Origin of the sequence: Streptomyces sp. NRRL F-5630, from assembly GCF_000719475.1 — a bacterium.
In the GTDB taxonomy this organism is placed as follows: domain Bacteria; phylum Actinomycetota; class Actinomycetes; order Streptomycetales; family Streptomycetaceae; genus Streptomyces.
In genome coordinates, this window is record NZ_JOGO01000020.1 from 74,182 (window position 1) to 93,540 (window position 19,359).

Annotated in this window: 21 protein-coding genes, 4 tRNA genes and 1 pseudogene; 6 read left to right on the top strand and 20 right to left on the bottom strand. The window is 71.7% G+C overall.

The annotated features are described in order from the left end of the window. Nucleotides 1-56: 56 nt before the first annotated feature. From IF99_RS0112580 to IF99_RS0112610, 7 genes are all read right to left on the bottom strand, one after another. On the bottom strand, nucleotides 57-719 hold the full coding sequence (locus IF99_RS0112580) for a hypothetical protein (protein WP_030996517.1): 663 nt from the start codon (nucleotides 717-719) through the stop codon (nucleotides 57-59). 144 nt (nucleotides 720-863) lie between these two features. Further along, nucleotides 864-1,586 carry a 50S ribosomal protein L1 gene (gene rplA / locus IF99_RS0112585; protein ID WP_030996518.1) on the bottom strand — a complete coding sequence of 241 codons (723 nt, stop codon included), beginning with the start codon at nucleotides 1,584-1,586 and terminating at the stop codon, nucleotides 864-866. Between the two features lie 94 nt (nucleotides 1,587-1,680). Then, nucleotides 1,681-2,115: a 50S ribosomal protein L11 gene (gene rplK / locus IF99_RS0112590; protein ID WP_030996519.1), complete on the bottom strand. Its 435-nt coding sequence runs from the start codon at nucleotides 2,113-2,115 to the stop codon at nucleotides 1,681-1,683. Nucleotides 2,116-2,603: 488 nt separating this feature from the next. Continuing rightward, a complete protein-coding gene (locus tag IF99_RS0112595) occupies nucleotides 2,604-3,353 on the bottom strand; it encodes a hypothetical protein (RefSeq protein WP_030996520.1) in 750 nt (249 codons plus the stop codon). A 131-nt stretch (nucleotides 3,354-3,484) separates the two neighbouring features. Beyond that, on the bottom strand, nucleotides 3,485-4,381 hold the full coding sequence (gene nusG / locus IF99_RS0112600) for a transcription termination/antitermination protein NusG (protein WP_030996521.1): 897 nt from the start codon (nucleotides 4,379-4,381) through the stop codon (nucleotides 3,485-3,487). A gap of 83 nt (nucleotides 4,382-4,464) precedes the next feature. Beyond that, entirely contained in the window at nucleotides 4,465-4,743 is a 279-nt protein-coding gene (gene secE / locus IF99_RS0112605) for a preprotein translocase subunit SecE (RefSeq protein ID WP_030996522.1), read from the bottom strand. A gap of 110 nt (nucleotides 4,744-4,853) precedes the next feature. Continuing rightward, nucleotides 4,854-4,926: transfer RNA gene (locus tag IF99_RS0112610), tRNA-Trp, on the bottom strand. Between the two features lie 304 nt (nucleotides 4,927-5,230). On the opposite strand from IF99_RS0112610, the gene IF99_RS0112615 reads away from it, so the two are divergent. Next, nucleotides 5,231-6,457 (top strand): pyridoxal phosphate-dependent aminotransferase, encoded by a 1,227-nt coding sequence (locus IF99_RS0112615; protein WP_030996523.1) that lies wholly within the window; start codon nucleotides 5,231-5,233, stop codon nucleotides 6,455-6,457. A 142-nt stretch (nucleotides 6,458-6,599) separates the two neighbouring features. Further along, the gene (locus IF99_RS0112620; protein WP_051703465.1) at nucleotides 6,600-7,658 is read left to right on the top strand and encodes an adenosine deaminase; all 1,059 of its coding nucleotides are present in this window, start codon (nucleotides 6,600-6,602) and stop codon (nucleotides 7,656-7,658) included. Nucleotides 7,659-7,816: 158 nt separating this feature from the next. Here IF99_RS0112620 and IF99_RS0112625 read toward each other — a convergent pair whose 3' ends face one another. The 9 genes from IF99_RS0112625 to IF99_RS0112665 all read right to left on the bottom strand — a co-directional run bounded on the left by IF99_RS0112625 (nucleotide 7,817) and on the right by IF99_RS0112665 (nucleotide 14,069). Beyond that, nucleotides 7,817-8,545: a DsbA family protein gene (locus tag IF99_RS0112625; protein WP_030996525.1), complete on the bottom strand. Its 729-nt coding sequence runs from the start codon at nucleotides 8,543-8,545 to the stop codon at nucleotides 7,817-7,819. Between the two features lie 188 nt (nucleotides 8,546-8,733). After that, nucleotides 8,734-9,789 carry a UDP-N-acetylmuramate dehydrogenase gene (locus IF99_RS0112630; protein ID WP_030996526.1) on the bottom strand — a complete coding sequence of 352 codons (1,056 nt, stop codon included), beginning with the start codon at nucleotides 9,787-9,789 and terminating at the stop codon, nucleotides 8,734-8,736. Nucleotides 9,790-9,906: 117 nt separating this feature from the next. Continuing rightward, nucleotides 9,907-11,337, bottom strand: coding sequence for an MFS transporter (locus tag IF99_RS0112635; RefSeq protein ID WP_030996528.1), 1,431 nt, complete (start codon nucleotides 11,335-11,337; stop codon nucleotides 9,907-9,909). 133 nt (nucleotides 11,338-11,470) lie between these two features. Further along, nucleotides 11,471-12,034 carry a TetR/AcrR family transcriptional regulator gene (locus IF99_RS0112640; protein ID WP_037826825.1) on the bottom strand — a complete coding sequence of 188 codons (564 nt, stop codon included), beginning with the start codon at nucleotides 12,032-12,034 and terminating at the stop codon, nucleotides 11,471-11,473. Nucleotides 12,035-12,389: 355 nt separating this feature from the next. Next, complete coding sequence (locus tag IF99_RS0112645; protein WP_030996530.1) at nucleotides 12,390-12,818, bottom strand: MaoC family dehydratase; 429 nt, start codon at nucleotides 12,816-12,818, stop codon at nucleotides 12,390-12,392. Beyond that, nucleotides 12,818-13,276: a MaoC family dehydratase N-terminal domain-containing protein gene (locus tag IF99_RS0112650; protein WP_030996531.1), complete on the bottom strand. Its 459-nt coding sequence runs from the start codon at nucleotides 13,274-13,276 to the stop codon at nucleotides 12,818-12,820. The genes IF99_RS0112645 and IF99_RS0112650 overlap by 1 nt, the downstream gene beginning before the upstream one ends. 340 nt (nucleotides 13,277-13,616) lie before the next feature. Further along, complete coding sequence (rpmG, locus tag IF99_RS0112655; RefSeq protein WP_007823188.1) at nucleotides 13,617-13,781, bottom strand: 50S ribosomal protein L33; 165 nt, start codon at nucleotides 13,779-13,781, stop codon at nucleotides 13,617-13,619. Nucleotides 13,782-13,871: 90 nt separating this feature from the next. Continuing rightward, nucleotides 13,872-13,944, bottom strand: a tRNA-Met gene (locus IF99_RS0112660). Between the two features lie 52 nt (nucleotides 13,945-13,996). Beyond that, a tRNA-Thr gene (locus IF99_RS0112665) sits at nucleotides 13,997-14,069 on the bottom strand. Nucleotides 14,070-14,381: 312 nt separating this feature from the next. On the opposite strand from IF99_RS0112665, the gene IF99_RS0112670 reads away from it, so the two are divergent. Beyond that, on the top strand, nucleotides 14,382-15,629 hold the full coding sequence (locus IF99_RS0112670; RefSeq protein WP_030996532.1) for an amidohydrolase family protein: 1,248 nt from the start codon (nucleotides 14,382-14,384) through the stop codon (nucleotides 15,627-15,629). A 37-nt stretch (nucleotides 15,630-15,666) separates the two neighbouring features. Next, nucleotides 15,667-16,323, top strand: a complete 657-nt coding sequence (locus IF99_RS0112675; RefSeq protein WP_030996533.1) for an SDR family oxidoreductase — start codon at nucleotides 15,667-15,669, stop codon at nucleotides 16,321-16,323. A 7-nt stretch (nucleotides 16,324-16,330) separates the two neighbouring features. On the opposite strand, the gene IF99_RS0112680 is transcribed toward IF99_RS0112675, so the two are convergent. After that, nucleotides 16,331-16,540 carry a hypothetical protein gene (locus IF99_RS0112680; protein WP_030996534.1) on the bottom strand — a complete coding sequence of 70 codons (210 nt, stop codon included), beginning with the start codon at nucleotides 16,538-16,540 and terminating at the stop codon, nucleotides 16,331-16,333. A gap of 117 nt (nucleotides 16,541-16,657) precedes the next feature. Further along, nucleotides 16,658-16,739 (bottom strand) — tRNA-Tyr (locus IF99_RS0112685). Nucleotides 16,740-16,939: 200 nt separating this feature from the next. Between IF99_RS0112685 and IF99_RS0112690 the strand changes: the two genes are divergently transcribed. Beyond that, nucleotides 16,940-17,428: a YajQ family cyclic di-GMP-binding protein gene (locus IF99_RS0112690; protein ID WP_030996535.1), complete on the top strand. Its 489-nt coding sequence runs from the start codon at nucleotides 16,940-16,942 to the stop codon at nucleotides 17,426-17,428. 112 nt (nucleotides 17,429-17,540) lie between these two features. On the opposite strand, the pseudogene IF99_RS33425 reads toward IF99_RS0112690, so the two are convergent. Beyond that, nucleotides 17,541-17,606, bottom strand: a pseudogene (locus tag IF99_RS33425) (GlsB/YeaQ/YmgE family stress response membrane protein); the annotation flags it as partial. A 244-nt stretch (nucleotides 17,607-17,850) separates the two neighbouring features. Between IF99_RS33425 and IF99_RS0112695 the strand changes: the two are divergent. Continuing rightward, entirely contained in the window at nucleotides 17,851-18,273 is a 423-nt protein-coding gene (locus tag IF99_RS0112695) for a YccF domain-containing protein (protein WP_030996536.1), read from the top strand. Between the two features lie 207 nt (nucleotides 18,274-18,480). On the opposite strand, the gene htpX is transcribed toward IF99_RS0112695, so the two are convergent. Continuing rightward, the gene (gene htpX / locus IF99_RS0112700) at nucleotides 18,481-19,353 is read right to left on the bottom strand and encodes a zinc metalloprotease HtpX (RefSeq protein WP_030996537.1); all 873 of its coding nucleotides are present in this window, start codon (nucleotides 19,351-19,353) and stop codon (nucleotides 18,481-18,483) included. Between the last annotated feature and the right edge of the window lie 6 nt (nucleotides 19,354-19,359).

Below are 19,359 nucleotides of genomic sequence, written 5' to 3' on the forward strand. Positions count from 1 at the left end.
GTGCCCCGAATTTTTGCCGCACATTACCCGAGGTGTACGACACTCCCGAAGCGGATTCAGTTCCCCCGCGGCACCTCCGGCACCTCCACCACCGTCCCGAAGCCGCTCCAGTACGTCGTGACCCGCACCGGCCCGGCCTTCCCCCGGCCCGACTCGATCCGCTTCACGAGCCGTCCCCGCGCGTCCAGCCACACGTCCACGCTCTGCGCCGCGACCCCCGCCGCCCGCACCCGCGCCGACTCGGCGGCCCGTACGCGTCCCGCCCAGTGCGTCGTGATGACGCCCCGCACCCGCGCCCGCCCGGCGCGGTGCGCGTCCCCGGCCGCGAGGAGCAGCCGCAGTGAGGCGGCCGGTACGAGGTCGGCCCCGCCCTTCTGCCGTACCCACCGCTTCCCGTCCACGGGCCGCGCGAGCCGTACCCACGTCTCGCCTCCCGTGAGGACGAGGTCGCCGCCCTCCCCCACCCGCAGCCGCCCGTACGGGGTGCCCGACCAGTCGAGGGAGCCCCGGCTGCGGGTCCGCTCCCCCGCGATCTCGGTGACGGACTCCGTACGCGCCGAGCCGGCCGCCTCCGTCGCGCGCACCGCCTCCCGCAGCACCCGAGCGGCCTCCCCGCGCGCCCCGCCGCTCTCCACCGTGCCGTCGCCCGAGCCTCCGCACCCGGCGAGCAGCAGGCACCCCGCGAGCACCGCCGCCGCACCCCGTCCCCAGCCGCGCACGTACGCCCCCTCGCCTCGACCGCCCCACCCAAGCACGGACGCCCGCGCGCGAACAGAGCGCGCGAAGACCCCGCACCCGGGGCGGGTGCGGGGCCTTCGTGGAAGTGCGCGTCCGTGACGCGGTCACCGGCGGGAGCCAGGGGCTCAGACGGCGGCCGGGTCCTCCTCGGTGAGGAGGTTACGGGTGCGGTTGGGGTCCACCGGGACGCCGGGGCCCATGGTGGTGCTCACGACCGCCTTCTTGATGTAGCGGCCCTTCGCGGCGGACGGCTTGAGACGAAGGATCTCGTCGAGCGCGGCGCCGTAGTTCTCGACGAGCTGCTCGTCCGTGAAGGACGACTTGCCGACGATGAAGTGGAGGTTCGAGTGCTTGTCGACGCGGAACTCGATCTTGCCGCCCTTGATCTCCTTGACGGCCTTGGCCGCGTCGGGGGTCACGGTGCCGGTCTTCGGGTTCGGCATGAGGCTGCGCGGGCCGAGCACGCGGCCGAGGCGGCCGACCTTGCCCATGAGGTCCGGCGTCGCGACGACGGCGTCGAAGTCCAGACGCCCGTTCGCGACCTCGTCGATGAGCTCGTCGGCGCCGACGATGTCGGCGCCCGCGGCACGCGCGGCCTCGGCACGGTCACCGGTCGCGAAGACCAGGACCCGGGCGGTCTTGCCGGTGCCGTGCGGGAGGTTCACGGTGCCACGGACCATCTGGTCGGCCTTGCGCGGGTCGACACCCAGGCGGAAGGCGATCTCGACGGTCGAGTCGAACTTGGTGGTGGCGGTGTCCTTGGCCAGCCGGATCGCCTCCAGGGGCGCGTACAGGCGCTCCCGGTCGATCTTGGCGTCGGCAGCCCGGAGGGACTTGCTGCGCTTCACTGCTGCTCCTGGTGTTCTGTTGCGGAGTTGTGGTCCGGACGGCGCTCGCCCTGCCACAAGAGGTCTACGGGGCCCGGCGGGCCCTGCCGCGGGCTCAGCCCTCGACGGTGACGCCCATCGAACGCGCGGTACCGGCGATGATCTTCGCGGCGGCGTCGATGTCGTTGGCGTTGAGGTCTTCCATCTTGGTCTGGGCGATCTCGCGGATCTGGGCGTCCGTGATCTTGGCGACCTTGGTCTTGTGCGGCTCGCCCGAGCCCTTCTCGACACCGGCGGCGCGGAGGATCATCTTCGCGGCCGGCGGGGTCTTCGTGATGAAGGTGAAGGAGCGGTCCTCGTAGACCGTGATCTCGACCGGGATGACCCAGCCGCGCTGCGACTCGGTCGCGGCGTTGTAGGCCTTGCAGAACTCCATGATGTTGACGCCGTGCTGACCCAGCGCGGGGCCGACCGGCGGGGCCGGGTTGGCGGCACCGGCCTGGATCTGGAGCTTGATCAGCCCCGTGACCTTCTTCTTCTTGGGAGGCATTGCTCTCTCCGGGTCCTGGTGAGAAGTGTTCGGCCTCCGTCCGGGGCAACCGGTTCTACGCGGTTCGACTGGATGGAGGCATACCGCACAACGGTAACGGGTATCGCTGTACGCTCAAAAACCGGCAGGTCACAGGGGGTGCCGGGTCTCCCCGTATCCCCTGTGACCTGCCGGAAGCCTGCGCGGCACGGCACCCTCGGAGAGAGGGCGCCGCCCGGTTCAGTTCTTCTGAGCCTGATGAGGCCACAAGCGTACCTGCGCCAACGAGAGCCCATCCGCCGCTGACCAGCTTTGCAGCCTGTCAGGGGGGCGTTGGCCATCATCGTTGGTCAGCGGCAGACAGCCCACGGGGGCCCGGCGCCAGCAGTTCTCCGCCTCCCTCGTGAGCGCGAGGAACCGCTGGCGTCAGCGCCCGTGACAAGTGGTCTGCCTCACCTGCGTCACCAACGCCCGGTGCGACGAAGGCGCCTGTCTTCCGCTGGACCTGCTCAGCGCGTGGCGGACCAGTCGGCACTGACCTGATCCGCCACGGAGAAGTCGGATTCGCAGTCCGGGCACGTCGCACCGCCGAAGACATAGGTCATCGCGTCGGCGACGTCTTGGTGCCCGTCGGTGAGGGCGATGTCGTGGAGCCGTCGGCCGATGCCGTCCAGGGTGGCGGGGTTGGCGGGACGCAGAGGCACCGTCTCGACGTCATCCTCCGACAGCGCATAGTCACCGCTCGTGGAGAAGAATCCGCGCTCGCCGATGACGATGAACAGGTTGGCTTGGCAGCCGGGGCAGGGGACCTCGTACTCCTCGTTCACGAGGCCCCCGGCGAGGTTTTCGCTCCAGCTCACGACGCCTTCGAAGCTCAGCATGGATTCCAGGAGACAGGCGTACTCGTTCCGATCGGACGATGCCCGGAGGTATTCGTTCACCGCTGCCAGCAGGGCCCCGACCTCCGCAGCGTGCTGGGCGCGGACCTCGCCGGCCCCGTGCGGCTGATCGGAGCCAGCCAAGATCGCGCCCGCCAGATTCAGGGCGCTCACCGCCTGCTCTCGGTCATCACAGCCGGCTACGTGGGCTAGCCATGGCAGGGCCGCGAAGCTGGCCGAGTAGACACTGCCTTGATGGCAGAGCGCCGACCACAGATCGTTCCAACGCTCGGGACTCGGCTCCGAAGCGATCTGGTCCAGCAGTGCCGGTATGTCTTCCGCCGAGCCGTAAGCATGGCTGAGTCGCGACCAATCCGTCATGCCGGAATCCAAACAGGTCGCTTCCAACCGCTGCGACTCTTGCCCCGGAGACAGACGGCCCACGGGGAATGACCGACGCCCCTGCCAGCAGGAAACCTGCTGGCAGGGGCGTCCTCAGCCCATGATCAGGCTTAGTTCTTCTGGATCTGGTCGAAGCTCAGCTCGACCGGGGTCTCGCGGCCGAAGATCTCCACGAGGCCCTTGACCTTCTTGGAGTCGGCGTTGATCTCGTTGATCGTCGCCTGGAGGGTCGCGAAGGGGCCGTCGGTGACGGTGACCGAGTCGCCGACCTCGAAGTCGAGGACCTGGACCTCGACCTTGCGCTGCGGCGCGGGCTTGCCCTCGGCCTCGGCGGCCTCGCGGGCCGCCTTCTCCTCCGCCTCGGGGGCGAGCATCTTGACGATCTCGTCGAGGGTCAGCGGGTACGGGTCGTAGGCGTTGCCGACGAAGCCGGTGACGCCGGGGGTGTTGCGGACCACGCCCCAGGACTCGTTGGTGAGGTCCATGCGGACGAGGACGTACCCGGGGAGCTTGTTCTGCCGGATCGTCTTGCGGTCGCCGTTCTTGATCTGGACGACCTCTTCCTGCGGCACCTCGGCCTGGAAGATGAACTCCTCGACGTTGAGCGAGACGGCGCGCTGCTCCAGGTTGGTCTTCACGCGGTTCTCGTAGCCGGCGTAGGTGTGGATGACGTACCACTCGCCGGGCAGCGTGCGCAGTTCCTCGCGCAGGGCCGCGACGGGGTCGACGGCCTCTTCCTCAACCTCTTCGTCCGCGGCGTCCTCCGCCGCGTCCTCGGCGTCCTGCCCGGCTTCCTCGGCGGCGAGTTCGTCCGCGTCGGCCGCGGCCTCCTCCGCCTCGGCGGCCTTCTCGTCGGCCGCGGGGGCCTCGGCCTCGGGCTGGGCTTCCGCAGCCGCGGCCTGCTCCGGCTCCGCGGCGCCCTCGGCCTCGGCGCCGAGAACGTCCTCGGCGGAGGCCGGGCCCTCGTGCGCGGGCTGGTCGGCGCCGTTCAGGTTCGGGTCAGACACGTCGCTGCTTCTTCCTGATACATAGGGGTGGAACACGCGAAAGGGGCGCCGAGTACGGCGCCCTCCGCATTGTGCATGCCGGCTCAGCCAAAAACGTACTTGGCGGCCTGCGAGAATCCGTAGTCGATCACGGTGACCAGGCCAATCATGATCACCACGAAGACGATGACGACGGTCGTGTACGTCGAGAGCTGACTGCGCGTGGGCCAGACGACCTTGCGGAGCTCCGCGATGACCTGCCGGTAGAAGAGCGCGAGCCGGCCCAGGGGGCCCTTCTTGCCGCGCTTGCCGCCCTTCTTCTTGGGGCGGGGGGCCTCGTCCTGGGCATCAGGCGTATCGATGGAGCCCACGGCGTCCGTCACGTGTCCTCACCTGAATTCCCGGTCGGGTGCCGTACCGCACCCAGGGGAGCCGCACGGCGGTGCAATAGCTGTACGTACACATGCGCACACATACCCGAAGGTGTGTGAAGCAGGGCCGGAGGGACTTGAACCCCCAACCGCTGGTTTTGGAGACCAGTGCTCTACCAATTGAGCTACGACCCTTTGCCCGCCCCAACGTACCGCATCCGCCCGCCGACACTAAGTGCCTGCGCTGAACGGGTCCGCCGTGGGCCAACGAGGAGAGAGCATACGTGGTCCGGGCTCCCAGGTCGAACGCGTTGTTCCGCGAGCCCGCCCCGTACCGCCCGCTCAGGGGCCGCGTACCGCCCGCGTACCGCCCGCGCCGGGGTCGCCCGCCGCCCGCGCACGGGCCGCGTAGCGCCCGCCGACCGCTTTCCGTACCGGCCTCCGTCTCGATCCGCAAACCCCGGTGCCCGGGATGTTCCCGGTCTGAAACGATGGGGACATGAGCGCTGCAACCCCTCCCACCGAGCGCCGGGTATCCGCGCGCGTCGCCGCCATCTCCGAGTCCGCGACCCTCGCCGTGGACGCCAAGGCCAAGGCCCTCAAGGCCGCCGGGCGTCCGGTGATCGGCTTCGGCGCGGGTGAACCCGACTTCCCCACGCCCGGCTACATCGTCGACGCCGCCGTCGAGGCGTGCCGCGAGCCGCGCAACCACCGCTACACCCCGGCCGGCGGACTGCCCGAGCTGAAGGCCGCGATCGCCGCGAAGACGCTGCGCGACTCCGGCTACGAGATCGACGCCTCGCAGGTGCTCGTGACCAACGGCGGCAAGCAGGCCATCTACGAGGCGTTCGCCGCGATCCTCGACCCGGGCGACGAGGTCATCGTCCCGGCCCCGTACTGGACCACGTACCCCGAGTCGATCCGGCTCGCGGGCGGCGTGCCCGTCGAGGTCGTCGCCGACGAGACGACCGGGTACCGCGTCACGCTGGAGCAGTTGGAGGCCGCCCGCACCGAGCGCACCAAGGTGCTGCTCTTCGTCTCCCCCTCCAACCCGACGGGCGCCGTCTACCCGGAGGCCGAGGCCGAGGCGATCGGGCGCTGGGCCGTCGAGCACGGCCTGTGGGTGCTCACGGACGAGATCTACGAGCACCTCGTGTACGGGGACGCGACGTTCACCTCGCTGCCGGCGATCGTGCCCGAGCTGCGCGACCGCTGCGTCGTGGTGAACGGCGTGGCGAAGACGTACGCGATGACCGGCTGGCGCGTGGGCTGGGTCATCGGCCCGAAGGACGTCATCAAGGCCGCGACGAACCTCCAGTCGCACGCGACCTCGAACGTGGGCAACGTCTCGCAGGCCGCCGCGCTCGCCGCCGTCTCCGGCAGCCTCGACGCCGTCGCCGAGATGCGCACGGCCTTCGACCGCCGCCGCCGCACCATCGTGCGGATGCTCAACGAGATCGACGGTGTCTTCTGCCCCGAGCCCGAGGGCGCCTTCTACGCGTACCCCTCGGTCAAGGAGCTGCTCGGCAAGGAGCTCCGCGGCCGCCGCCCCGCCGACACGGTCGAGCTGGCCGCGCTCATCCTCGACGAGGTCGAGGTCGCGGTCGTGCCGGGCGAGGCCTTCGGCACCCCCGGCTACCTGCGGCTCTCCTACGCGCTCGGGGACGAGGACCTCATCGAGGGCGTCGGCCGTCTCCAGAAGCTCCTCGCGGAAGTGAAGGACTGACCGGCACCGCCGCACGGACCCGAGCGGGCCCCCACCCTCCACCGGGCGGGGGCCCGCCGCCATATCCGGACGAGTGTTCGGGCAAGAGCTCGAAGGGGTAACCGGCTACCGAGCAGCCGCCCGCATGCGGCAGGATTCATGAATGGAGCGCATGCACGTGAACCCCCGCGCCGGGGTGGTCAGGGACGGGACCAGGGACCTCGCCGAGCTGCCGAAGGCGCATCTGCACCTGCATTTCACCGGTTCGATGCGTTCCTCGACGCTGCTCGAACTGGCCGACAAGTACGGGGTGCGGCTCCCCGACGCCCTCACCTCGGGCGAACCGCCGCGGCTGCGCGCCACCGACGAGCGCGGCTGGTTCCGCTTCCAGCGCCTGTACGACGCCGCCCGCGCCTGCCTGCGCGCGCCCGAGGACATCCAGCGCCTGGTCCGCGAGGCGGCCGAGGAGGACGTGCGGGACGGTTCGGGGTGGCTGGAGATCCAGGTCGACCCGACCTCGTACGCGCCCGCGCTCGGGGGGCTCATCCCGGCCCTGGAGATCATCCTCGACGCCGTCGCCTCCGCCTCGCGCGACACCGGGCTCGGGATGCGCGTCCTCGTCGCCGCGAACCGCATGAAGCACCCGCTCGACGCGCGCACGCTCGCACGCCTCGCGGTGCGCTTCGCCGATCAGGGCGTGGTCGGCTTCGGGCTCTCGAACGATGAACGGCGCGGGATGGCGCGCGACTTCGACCGCGCCTTCGCGATCGCGCGCGAGGGCGGGCTGCTCGCGGCGCCGCACGGCGGCGAGCTGGCGGGGCCCTCCTCCGTACGGGACTGCCTCGACGACCTGCACGCGGTGCGCGTCGGGCACGGGGTGCGCGCGGCCGAGGACCCGCGCCTGCTGCGGCGCCTCGCCGACTCGGGCGTGACGTGCGAGGTCTGCCCGGCGTCGAACGTGGCGCTCGGGGTCTACCCGAAGCAGGCGGACGTCCCGCTGCGCACGCTCTTCGACGCAGGCGTCCCGATGGCGCTCGGCGCCGACGACCCGCTCCTCTTCGGCGCCCGGCTCACGGCGCAGTACGAGATCGCGCGCCACGACCACGGCTTCACCGACGCCGAACTGGCGGAGCTGGCCCGGCAGTCGGTACGGGGCTCGGCGGCGCCGGCGGACGTGCGCGAGAAGCTGCTGGCGCGGGTGGACGACTGGCTGGCGGTCTGAGGGCTGTCCCTGGTGGATCAGCGCGCGGCGTCAGACGCGGTGCGTCGCGAGGCGGAGGGACATCCGCGTGCTGGAGGTAGGCGGGCGTTCCGGCGACGCGGCGAGGTGCCGTAGCTGTCGTCGTGCGCCCGCCCGGGATGACGGGACGGCCCTTCGGGTCAGGAGTCCGCGCGGTGGCCGCCGCTCGCCGAACCGAGCGTGAGGGCCATCCCCGTGCCCGAGGTGACCTGCTCGCTCGTGCCGTTGCCGACGGGCCTGCCGTCGAGGACGAAGGCGGGCGTGCCCTGGATGCCGTCGCCTTCCAGGGCGGCCTCGGAGGCCGCGACGAAGTCCGCGTACCGCATCGTGCGGACCGCCTTGTCGAACGCGGGGCCGCGCAGGCCCTCGACCTTCGCGGCGAGCGCGAGGAGCCGCGCGGTCGTGAAGCCGTCGACGCTCTCCTCGGGCTGGTGGGCGTAGAGGACGTCGTGGTACGCGGCGAAGTGCCCTTCCTCCAGGGCGGCACGGAGCGCGTTGACCGCGCGCTTCGATCCCCCACCGCCGAGGCCGTCGTCGAGGAAGGAGGCGAGCGTGTAGTCGGTGCGCACGTCCCCCGAAGCGGTGCTCTCGCGCAGCACGTCCGCCCCGTCGGAGTCCTCGAAGTCCTTGCACACGGGGCAGCGCGGGTCCTCGTAGAGGTGCATGACGGTCGCGGCTCCCGGGCGCCCGACCTGGACCGTCGTGCCGTCGGCGCCGAGCTTCTCGGGTACGGGAGCGGCAGCGGCGTGGGTCGCCGTCGCGGACCCCTTCCCGGCGCCCGTCGCGCCGTCCTCGCCCTCGCAGGCGGTGGCGCCGAGCAGCACAAGAGCCGCACAGCAGACGGACAGGACGGTACGGCGCTGCCGCATGGTGACCCCCAAGGAACCGAGAACGCCCGGCCCCCTGCCGTGCTCAGTGAGCGTAGAGGATCAGCCTTTCGCGCCGCCGCGAGCCCCCGGGCAGCGGCGGCCACGTGCGCGAAGGCGCGCTGGGCGCAGGCGCGGCGAGGAGCGGGAGGCGCGGGCCCCGCGCCTCGCCCGCGACGTGGCCGTCCCGCCTACAGCCCGACGCCCACCATCACCGGCTCGTTGACCAGTTCCACGCCGAACGCCTCGCGTACGCCCGCCACGACCTCCCGGGCGAGTGCGAGCAGGTCCTCCGTGCTCGCGGCGCCCCGGTTCGTCAGGGCGAGCGTGTGCTTCGTCGAGATGCGGGCGGCGCCGCTCCCGTAGCCCTTCGTGAAGCCGGCCTTGTCGATGAGCCAGGCGGCCGAGGTCTTCGTGAGCCCCTCGCCCGCCGGGTAGGCGGGGGGCGTGACGTCCTCGCCGAGGCGGGCGTGCGCCTTGGCGAGGAAGGTGGCGAACTCGGCCTCGGTCAGCAGCGGGTTGGTGAAGAAGGAGCCCGCCGACCACGTGTCGTGGTCCTCGGGGTCGAGCACCATGCCCTTGCCCGCGCGCAGCTTCAGGACGGTGTCGCGGGCGGTCGCGAGCGGCACGCGCTCGCCCACCCCGACGCCGAGCGCCCGCGCCGTCTCCGCGTACCGCACGGGCGCCGAGAGACCCTCGGCGTCCTCCAGCGCGAAGCGCACCCGCAGCACGATCCACCGCTCGGGCTCCGCCTTGAACCGGCTCCAGCGGTAGGCGAAGCCGCACTCGGCGGCGGGAACGGTGACCGTCTCGCCGTTCGCGCGGTCGTAGGCGAGGACTTCGGTGACGGTCTGCGCGACCTCCTGGCCGTAGGCGCCCACGTTCTGGATCGGCGTCGCCCCCGCCGAGCCCGGGATGCCCGCGAGGCACTCGATCCCGGCGAGCCCGGCGGCGACCGAGGCGGCGACGGTCTCGTCCCAGTTCTCCCCGGCGGCGACTTCGAGGCGGGTGCCGTCCAGGGTGCGTCCGGTCGTCGCGACGCGCAGCGCCGTGCCGTCGAAGCCCTTGTCGCCGATGACGAGGTTGCTGCCGCCGCCGATCACGAGCAGCGGTTCGCCGGCCGTGTCGGCGGCACGGACGGTCTCGACGATCTCGGCATCGGTGTGTGCCGTGACGAGGCGGCGCGCGGTACCGCCGAGCCGGAGCGTGGTGAGCGGGGCGAGGGGAGCGTCGTGGAGTTCCTGCACCGCTTCAGGGTACGGGGCGTGGTGCGCTCGCGAGTGCGCGCGCACCCCGGCCCCCTCCGTACGGGCTAGAGGGGGCGGGGCGCGCGCAGCCCGCGCGCACCCCGCCCCCTCCATGGGCTAGGCGGCGACCGGCGCCGCCTCGGTGAGCCGCGGCTCAGCGGCCTTCGGCGGCACCGCCCGCCCCCGCGGGATCAGCAGCGCGATCACGGCTCCCAGGAGCACCCCGCCCGTGCCCGCCCACAGGGCCGGGGTGAGCCCGTCCACGAAGTCCGCGGCGCCCGCGTACCCGCCCCGCGCGGTGAACACGGCGCTCAGGACGGCGATGCCGAGCGCCCCGCCGACCTCGCGGACCGCGTTGTTGACACCCGAGGCGATCCCCGCCTCGGCGGGACGCACGCTGTCCATGACGAGGGCGGCGGCGGGCGCGAAGTAGAGCGCCATCCCGATGCCGCCGAGGATCATGCCGGGCAGCAGTTCCCCGTACGAGACCCCCGCGTCGTAGAGGTACGCGAACCAGCCGAGCGCGATCCCCTGGAAGAGCAGCCCGGCCGCGACCACGCGCCGGCCGCCGAGGCGGTCGCTGAGCATCCCCGCGATGGGCGCGACGAGCATGGGCATCCCGGTCCACGGCAGCATCCGCAGTCCCGCCTCGGTCGGCGACCAGCCCTGTACGAGCTGGAGGGCCTGGCTGAGCAGGAAGATCGAGCCGAACATGCCGAGGAACATCAGCAGGCTGACAGCGTTGATCGCGCTGAAGGCCCGCCCCCGGAAGAGCCGCATCGGCACCATCGGACGCCGCGAGCGCAGTTCCCAGACGACGAACCCGGCGAGCAGCGCGGTCCCCGCGAGGAGCCCGCCGAGCACGGGCGCGCTGGTCCAGCCGTCCCCGTTGCCGTTGACGAGCGCGTACACGATCCCGAAGAGGCCGCCGCTGACCAGGAGCGTCCCCGGCAGGTCCAGGCGCGCTCCGGGCGCGGTGGACTCGCCGAGCCGCAGCGGGGCGAGGATCAGGAGCAGCGCGCCGAGCGGCACGTTGAGCCAGAAGATCCAGTGCCACGAGATGTGCTCCGTGAGGGTGCCGCCGATGAGCGGCCCGGTCGCGACCGCGAGGCCGTTGACGGCACCCGTGATGCCGTACGCCATCCCGCGCCGTCCGGCCGGGACGGCCGCGGCGATGAGCGTGAGGATGAGCGGCATCATGACCGCGGCCCCGACGCCTTGCAGGGCGCGCGCGGCGATGAGCTGGCCTATCCCCTGCGCGAAACCGGCGAGCCCCGAGGCGAGGGTGAAGAGCGCGACGCCCGCGAGGAACATCCGGCGCCGCCCGAAGCGGTCCCCGAGCGCGGCCCCGAAGAGCATGAGCACCGCGAAGGTCAGCGTGTACGCACTCACCGTCCACTCCAGGTCCCCCGCGCCGCCGCCGAGGTCGGCGCGGATCGAGGGGAGGGCGTTGGTGACGACGAGGTTGTCGAGCGCGGCCATGAAGCCCGCGATCCCGGTGATGAGCAGCACCCAGAAGACGGGCCGCTTGCTCGGTGTGGATGGCATGTCCTGTGTCCCCCAGACACTTGAACTTTAGTTATCGATCACTAACTTCACAGGGCGCACGTCACCGGCACGGGTAACGGCGCACGGAACCCGGCACGCGAAATCCGGCGCACCGGAGCCCGCGCCGCGCCCCTTACTCCTGGAACTCCTTGGCCACGGGCACGTCCTCCGCGTCGAGCCCGCACCAGACGTGGTGCGTCGGCGGGAAACCGAGCGAGACGAGGTTGTTGATCAACATGCCCATGGCCAGGAACTGCGCGGCCTCCTCGGCGTCACCGCCGAGGCGCAGCAGCAGGAAGTCCCACAGCTCGGTCCAGTTCCGCCGCAACTCCCCCGCGAACTCCTCGTCCCCCGCGCCGCGCGCGGCGGCGGCCTGCCCGTAGATCCGCAGGAACATCTGCGGGAACTCCGGGCGCCGCTCGATGAGTTCCTTGTACGCCGCGCCCATCGCGGCCTTCTGGCCCTCGCCCTCCACGGCGTCGGCGGCCTCCGCGAAGACGCGCACCGTCTCGCGCATGGAGTACGCGGCGGCGGCGAGGAAGAGCTCCCGCTTGTTCTTGAACAGCCGGAAGAGGTACGGCTGCGAGACCCCGACCCGCTGAGCGATCGACTCGGTCGACGTCCCCTCGTACCCCCGCTCGGCGAACTCGGCGACGGCGGCACGAATGGCGCTCAGCCGCCGCTCCTCTGCACTCATCCTGACCACGGGAAGAAAGTTAGTACTCAATCACTAACTTGGCAAGGGCGGGTGGTGGGTGGGCGACGAGCGGCGCGTGCGGCGTCTTGAGAAGGGGGCGCGGGGCGGGGCTCGGGAGGGGGCCGCAAGGGCGGAGCAGTTCGCAGAGGCAACCGCGAGGCGGAGCCCCGCGAAAGCGGCCCCCGAGACACCGGCTCGCGAAGGGAGCCGGGGATGAGGCCACCGGCTCGCGTAGGGAGCCGGGTGGGGCCGCCTGCTTGCGAAAAGACCTGCGGACCACCAGCGGCGGACAGCCCCGCCGGGCACCACCCCACAGACGGGGCCGCCGGACACCGCCGCCCCGCGGCCCGCCGCCTCACGCCAGCCGGACGACCGCCCGGCTCATCCCGAGCACCTTCTGCCCGCCGCTGGTGGCCAGCAGATCGACCCGCACCAGCCCGTCGTCGAGCTTCGCCGCGACCTTCCCGCTCACCTCGATGACGGCTCCCTCGTCGTCGTCGGGCACGACGACCGGCTTCGTGAACCGCACGCCGTACTCGACGACGGCCCCCGGGTCACCCACCCAGTCCGTCACGACCCGCGCGGCCTCGGCCATCGTGAACATGCCGTGCGCGATGACGTCCGGCAGCCCCACGGACTTCGCGAAGCGCTCGTTCCAGTGGATGGGGTTGAAGTCCCCCGAGGCGCCCGCGTACGCGACGAGCGTGGCACGGGTCACGGGGAAGCTCGCCGGCGGCAGCTCGGTGCCGACCTCGACGTCCGCGTAGGCGACGGTGGCGCTCATCACTTCTCCCCTTCCCCGGCCGCGCGGGCCACGAGCTTCATGACGGTCGTCACGACGAGTTCGCCCTCGGCGTCGTGCACCTCACCCCGGACGTCGATGACGTCGTTGCCCGCGAGCGACTTGATCGCGTCGATCGTCGAGGTGACGCTCAGCACGTCCCCCGCCCGGACGGGACGCACGTAGGCGAACTTCTGGTCCCCGTGCACGACGCGGCTGTAGTCGAGCCCGAGCGCCGGGTCCTGGACGACCTGCGCGGCGGCACGGTACGTGACGGCGAAGACGAAGGTCGGCGGGGCGATCACGTCCTCGTGCCCGAGCTTCCGGGCGGCCTCGGGGTCGGTGTACGCGGGGTTCTCGTCACCGATCGCGCGCGCGAACTCGCGGATCTTCTCCCGCCCCACCTCGTAGGAATCGACGGGCGGATAACTCCGCCCCACGAAGGACTGGTCGAGCGCCATGCGCCGTCCCACCTCCCGGTCTCGGCTGTACGTGCGTAGGTGTACGCCGCGGTACGTCATGTATCGCCGCGTAGGTGTACGCCGCGGTACGTGGCGTATCGCGGCGCCCCAGCGTCTCACGGGTGGTACGGCGCACCCGAGGAGAGCCCGGCCCCTGCCCGCACAGACGCCCCCGGACCGTGCGGCCTACACGGCCCGGGCCTGTGCGAGCACACACGCCCGGTCCGTGCCCGTCCTCCACGCCTCTCGGAGGACCCATCCCCGGAAACGCCGAAAGGCCGCTCCCCGAAGGGAACGGCCTCGCGAACGAGCCTGATGCGAAAGGTCCGTGACCGGAAGGTCAGCGGGTCTCGCGGTGCGCCGTGTGCTTGTTGCAGCGCGGGCAGTGCTTCTTGAGTTCAAGACGATCCGGGTCGTTACGCCGGTTCTTCTTGGTGATGTAGTTCCGCTCCTTGCACTCCACGCAGGCCAGCGTGATCTTCGGGCGGACGTCGGTGGCAGCCACGTGAGTGCTCCTTGACGAACGGATAGAAAACGATTAACGCAGGAAAGAGTAGCCGACCGAAGGACCGACCCCACAATCGGCTACTGTCAGTAGCGGTGACCGGACTTGAACCGGTGACACAGCGATTATGAGCCGCTTGCTCTACCGACTGAGCTACACCGCCTCGGTGTGAGTGCGGCCCCCGTCCCACAAGGACGGGGATCTCTTCACACCAGAGCCCCAAAACGGAATCGAACCGTTGACCTTCTCCTTACCATGGAGACGCTCTGCCGACTGAGCTATTGGGGCGAGCGAGGAAGACATTACACGCTCGCGGGCTGTTCGCCCAAATCCTTACCGCGACCGGTCGCGGTGGTGCGCGCCCGCGCCGCTTCACCGCGCGTACCGCCCCTCGTACGCCTGTGACCTGCGCGAGCGCCGGGGCGCCCGGCGGCGGGCGGACGCGCCCCACCGGGACATTCCGCCGGTACGACTATTGCCCTCCTGCTCGTCGTCGCGGGGAGGGAGCCCTAGGCTCGTGCCCACTCTGGGTGATCACGGGGTGATCACATTCCGCGAGTACCCGACCCACGGGAGCGAGTACCCGACCACGGGAGCACGATGCCCGACAGCCCTCCGCCCTCTTCCCGCCTCCCCGGCGGCGACGGCGGCCCCGGCGCCGGCCTGCTGCTCAGCGGCGCACGGCTGAGCGACGGGCGCACCGTGGACGTACGCCTCGCCCGCGGCCGTATCGAGGCCGTGGGCACCGTGGGCAGCCTGCCCGCGCGCGGAGCGCACACCGTCGACCTCGGCGGCTGGCTCCTCCTCCCCGCCCCCGCCGAACCGCACGCGCACGCCGACACCGCGCTGACCGCGCTCACGGCGGGCCCGCCGGACGACAGCCCGCGCGCGGTGTGCTCCCGCGCCACCGAGGCGGCCCTCCTCCAGCTCGGCCACGGCGCCACAGCGCAGCGCACCCACGTCCGGGTCGGCGACGTCCAGGGCCTCACCGCCCTCGAAGCGGTCCTCCAGGCCCGTACCGCGCTGCACGGCCTCGCCGAACTCTCCGTCGTCGCCGTGCCCCGGCTGCTCACCGGGGTCGCGGGCGCGGAGGGGCGGGCGCAGCTGCGCGAGGCGGTGAAGATGGGCGCGGCCGTCGTGGGCGGCTGCCCCGATCTCGACCCCGACCCCACGGGCTACACCGAGGTCCTGCTCGCCGTCGCCGCCGAGCACGGCTGCCCCGTCGATCTGCACACCGCCGCCGACGACCCGGTGCGCCTCGCCCGGCTCGCCGCGATGGCGGGCGGACTGCGGCCCGGGGTGGCGCTCGGGCCCTGCGGGGGCCTCGCGCGGCTGCCCGACGCCGTCGCCGGGCGCGCGGCCGAATCGCTCGCGGCGGCCGGCATCGCGGTCGTCGCGCTGCCGCAGGGCGACTGCCGCGGCACCGAGCGGCGCGGGGTAACGAGCGCGCCCGTACGGCTGCTGCGCGCCGCCGGGGTCACGGTCGCGGCCGGCAGCGGGGCGCTGCGCGACCAGGCGAACCCGGTGGGCCGCGGCGACCCCCTGGAGGCCGCCTACCTCCTGGCCTCGCAGCACGGGCTGCGCCCCGGCGAGGCGTACGCGGCCGTCTCCGCGACGGCCCGCGCGCTGCTCGGCCTGCCGGAGGTACGGGTCGAGGCGGGCTTCCCCGCCGAGTTGCTCGCCGTGCGCGGCGACCAGCTCGGGGGCGCGCTCTCGCTCGCGTACGGGCGCCTTGTCGTGCACCGGGGGCGGGTGGTGGCGCGGACGAGCGCTGTACGGGAGTACTGCGATTCCGCCGCGGGCCTCGACCTGCCCCGCCAGAGCCGGACCTCGCGCCGTACGTCCTGAGCGGCGCCCGGTCCCGCAGAGGCGTACCGTCGGAGCCATGCGCATGGTGATCGCAGGAGGACATGGTCAGATCGCGTTGCGGCTGGAGCGGCTGCTCGCCGGACGTGGTGAGGAGGCGGTCGGCCTGATTCGGAACCCGGACCAGGCGGGCGACCTCGAACTCGCGGGCGCGCGGGCGGTGGTGTGCGATCTGGAGTCGGCGACGGTCGACGAGGTGGCGCACGCGCTCGAAGGCGCGGACGTGGCGGTGTTCGCGGCCGGGGCGGGCCCCGACAGCGGCCGGGACCGCAAGGACACGATGGACCGCGACGGAGCGGTGCTCCTCGCGGACGCGGCCGAACGCGCGGGCGTACGCCGCTTCCTGATGGTGTCCTCGATGGGCGCGGACGCGGCGCACGAGGGCGATGAGATCTTCGACGTGTACCTGCGCGCGAAGGGGGCGGCGGACGACGCGATCCGCGCGCGTACGGGCCTGGACTGGACGATCCTGCGCCCGGGACGCCTGACGGACGCCCCCGGCACGGGCGAGGTCGCGCTCTCCACGAGCACGGGTTACGGCGAGGTGCCCCGCGACGACGTGGCGGCGGTCCTCCACGCCCTGGCCCACTCCCCCGCCTCGACGGGCCTGACCCTGGAACTCATCTCGGGCCCGACCCCGGTCGACACGGCGGTCCGCCTCGCCAAGACCCCCTGACCGGCACTCACCAGAGCGGAATCTGCCCCGGGAAGTCGGGCACGACGAACCCTTCGAGCGCGTCCTGCCCGTCCCCGGTCCCCACCCAGCGCCGCGACCCCGCACACGACTCCAGCCCCCCGACCGCCCGCGTCCCCGGCGCGTCATGCCGGGCCAGCCGCCCGGCGACAACGGCGATCTCACGACGGCACTCGGGACAGGAACGGCGCTGAGTCATAGCTCCAGTGTGCGGGGCGGGACCGACAGGCGCCGCGGTCCACGCCTGGCGCCCCGGAAACGACGAAGAGGCCCGGTGTCCAACCTGTGGGTTGGACACCGGGCCTCTCGCTCCGTGTGGCGGCGCCAGGATTCGAACCTGGGAAGGCTGAGCCGGCAGATTTACAGTCTGCTCCCTTTGGCCGCTCGGGCACACCGCCTGGGATTGTTGGCCGGGGGTCCGGCGCGGGGCCGGGGGTTCCTTCCAACGGGGAAAACAATACCTGATGGTGGGGGGTGCTTCGCCACCCGGTTGTCCGGGGCGGGCGGGGGGTGGGATGGCTAGGCTTTGGGGCTGCGGCCCGCTGGGGGTCGCTGTCCTCCGTCATACGTGCAATCCGAACCAAGGAGCCACAGGAACATGGCCGACTCCAGTTTCGACATCGTCTCGAAGGTCGAGCGGCAGGAGGTCGACAACGCCCTCAACCAGGCCGCCAAGGAGATCTCGCAGCGCTACGACTTCAAGGGCGTGGGTGCGTCCATCGCGTGGTCCGGCGAGAAGATCCTCATGGAGGCGAACTCGGAGGAGCGCGTGAAGGCGATCCTGGACGTCTTCCAGTCCAAGCTGGTGAAGCGGGGCATCTCGCTGAAGTCGCTGGACGCGGGCGAGCCGCAGATCTCCGGCAAGGAGTACAAGCTCTTCGCCTCCGTCGAGGAGGGCATCTCGCAGGACAACGCCAAGAAGGTCGCGAAGATCATCCGTGACGAGGGCCCCAAGGGCGTCAAGGCCCAGGTCCAGGGTGATGAGCTGCGGGTCTCCTCGAAGAGCCGCGACGACCTCCAGTCCGTCATCGCGCTGCTGAAGGGCAAGGACTTCGACTTCGCGCTCCAGTTCGTCAACTACCGGTAGGCGGCGGGCGCGGGGGTACGGGCGAGGGGGCCGGCGACCGGGGGGCGCCGCCCCTGGACCGTGAAGGAGCCCGTTCAGTTCCGCGAGTTGCCGAAGATCGGCCGGGAGCAGCCGGAAGGAGGATCTTCGCGACCGCTCCCGCCAGGAGGCCGAGGATGATCCAGCTGATGATGCCCATGTGCGTCCCACTCCTGATCGTTTCGCTTTCGGGAGGCTCTACCCATGGGGACGTAGGTGATCACCTGCGAGGTTGACGCGAAGGTGTCACGGTCGTGTCACCGGCCGCGCGTCCGCTTCCCGATCGCGCAACAAAGCAGGCGCGCGACGCTTGGCGGCGTCCTCCCCCTTGGTAGGGGTGGGGAGACGGCCTCGGACCCGGAAAAGATGCGGCACGGACGCGTCAGCGACGAAAGGCGACCCTCGTGAAACTGCTCAACCTCGTGCTCAACCTGCTGTGGCTGATCTTCTGCGGGATCTGGATGGCTCTCGGCTACCTGCTCGCGGGTCTCATCTGCTGCGTCTTCATCATCACGATCCCGTTCGGGATCGCTTCCTTCCGCATCGCGGGGTATGTGCTCTGGCCCTTCGGGCGCACCACGGTCGAGCGCCCGGACGCGGGGGCGCCCTCCTTCGTCGGCAATGTGATCTGGGTGATCTTCGCCGGCTGGTGGCTCGCCCTGGGTCACCTGCTCACGAGCATCCCGCTCTTCCTCTCGATCATCGGCATCCCCTTCGGGTGGGCGAACCTCAAGCTCATCCCGATCTCGCTCATGCCGCTGGGGCGCGAAGTCGTCCCGACCGACCAGCCCTTCGCCGCGCGCCCGGGCGAGGCACGGAGCTGGTGAGGCGCGTCGGCGGGAGGCGCGTCGACGGGGGGTGCGTCGACGGGGGGGGCGCGTCCGTCAGGGAGACGCGCCCCGGCACGGGGAGGCTCCCGGCAGGAGGGCGCGCCCGGCCGGCTCTCCGGCAGGGCGCCACACCCCGGCCGGAGGACCCGCTCCGGCGTGACAACGTGCCCGAGCACGAGGACGCCCTCCGGCCCGTGACGGCTGTCAGGGGCGCTCGACGCCGCCGCCCGCCATCCGCTCCAGACGCTGGATGCGCTCCGCCATCGGCGGGTGCGTGGAGAACATGCTCGTCAGCCCCTGGCCGGGACGGAAGGGGTTGGCGATCATCATGTGGCTCGCCGTCTCGATGCGGGGCTCGGAGGGCAGCGGGAGCTGCTTCGTGCCCGCGTCGAGCTTGCGGAGCGCGGAGGCGAGGGCGAGCGGGTCGCCGGTGAGCTGGGCCCCGGACGCGTCCGCCTGGTACTCGCGGGAACGGCTGATGGCGAGCTGGATGAGCGAGGCGGCGAGCGGGCCGAGGAGCATCGTCAGGAGCAGCCCGATGAGCCCGGGGCCCTCGTCGTCGTCAGAGCGGCCGATCGGAATCAGCCACGCGAAGTTGACCAGGAACATGATCACGGAGGCGAGGGCACCCGCGATCGAGGAGATGAGGATGTCCCGGTTGTAGACGTGGCTCAGCTCGTGCCCGAGAACGCCGCGCAGCTCGCGCTCGTCGAGGATGCGCAGGATGCCGTCGGTGCAGCACACGGCGGCGTTGCGCGGGTTGCGCCCGGTCGCGAAGGCGTTGGGGGCCTCGGTGGGCGAGATGTACAGGCGCGGCATGGGCTGGCGGGCCTGGGTGGAGAGCTCGCGCACGATCCGGTAGAGGCCGGGGGCCTCGAACTCGCTGACGGGCCTGGCCCGCATGGCGCGCAGCGCGAGTTTGTCGCTGTTCCAGTACGCGTAGGCGTTCGTCCCGAGCGCGACGAGGACCGCGACGATCAGCCCCGTCCGGCCGAAGAAGGAGCCGATGACGAGGATGAGCGCGGACAGGCCCCCGAGGAGTACAGCGGTCTTCAAGCCATTGTGCCGGCGGTGCACGGTACG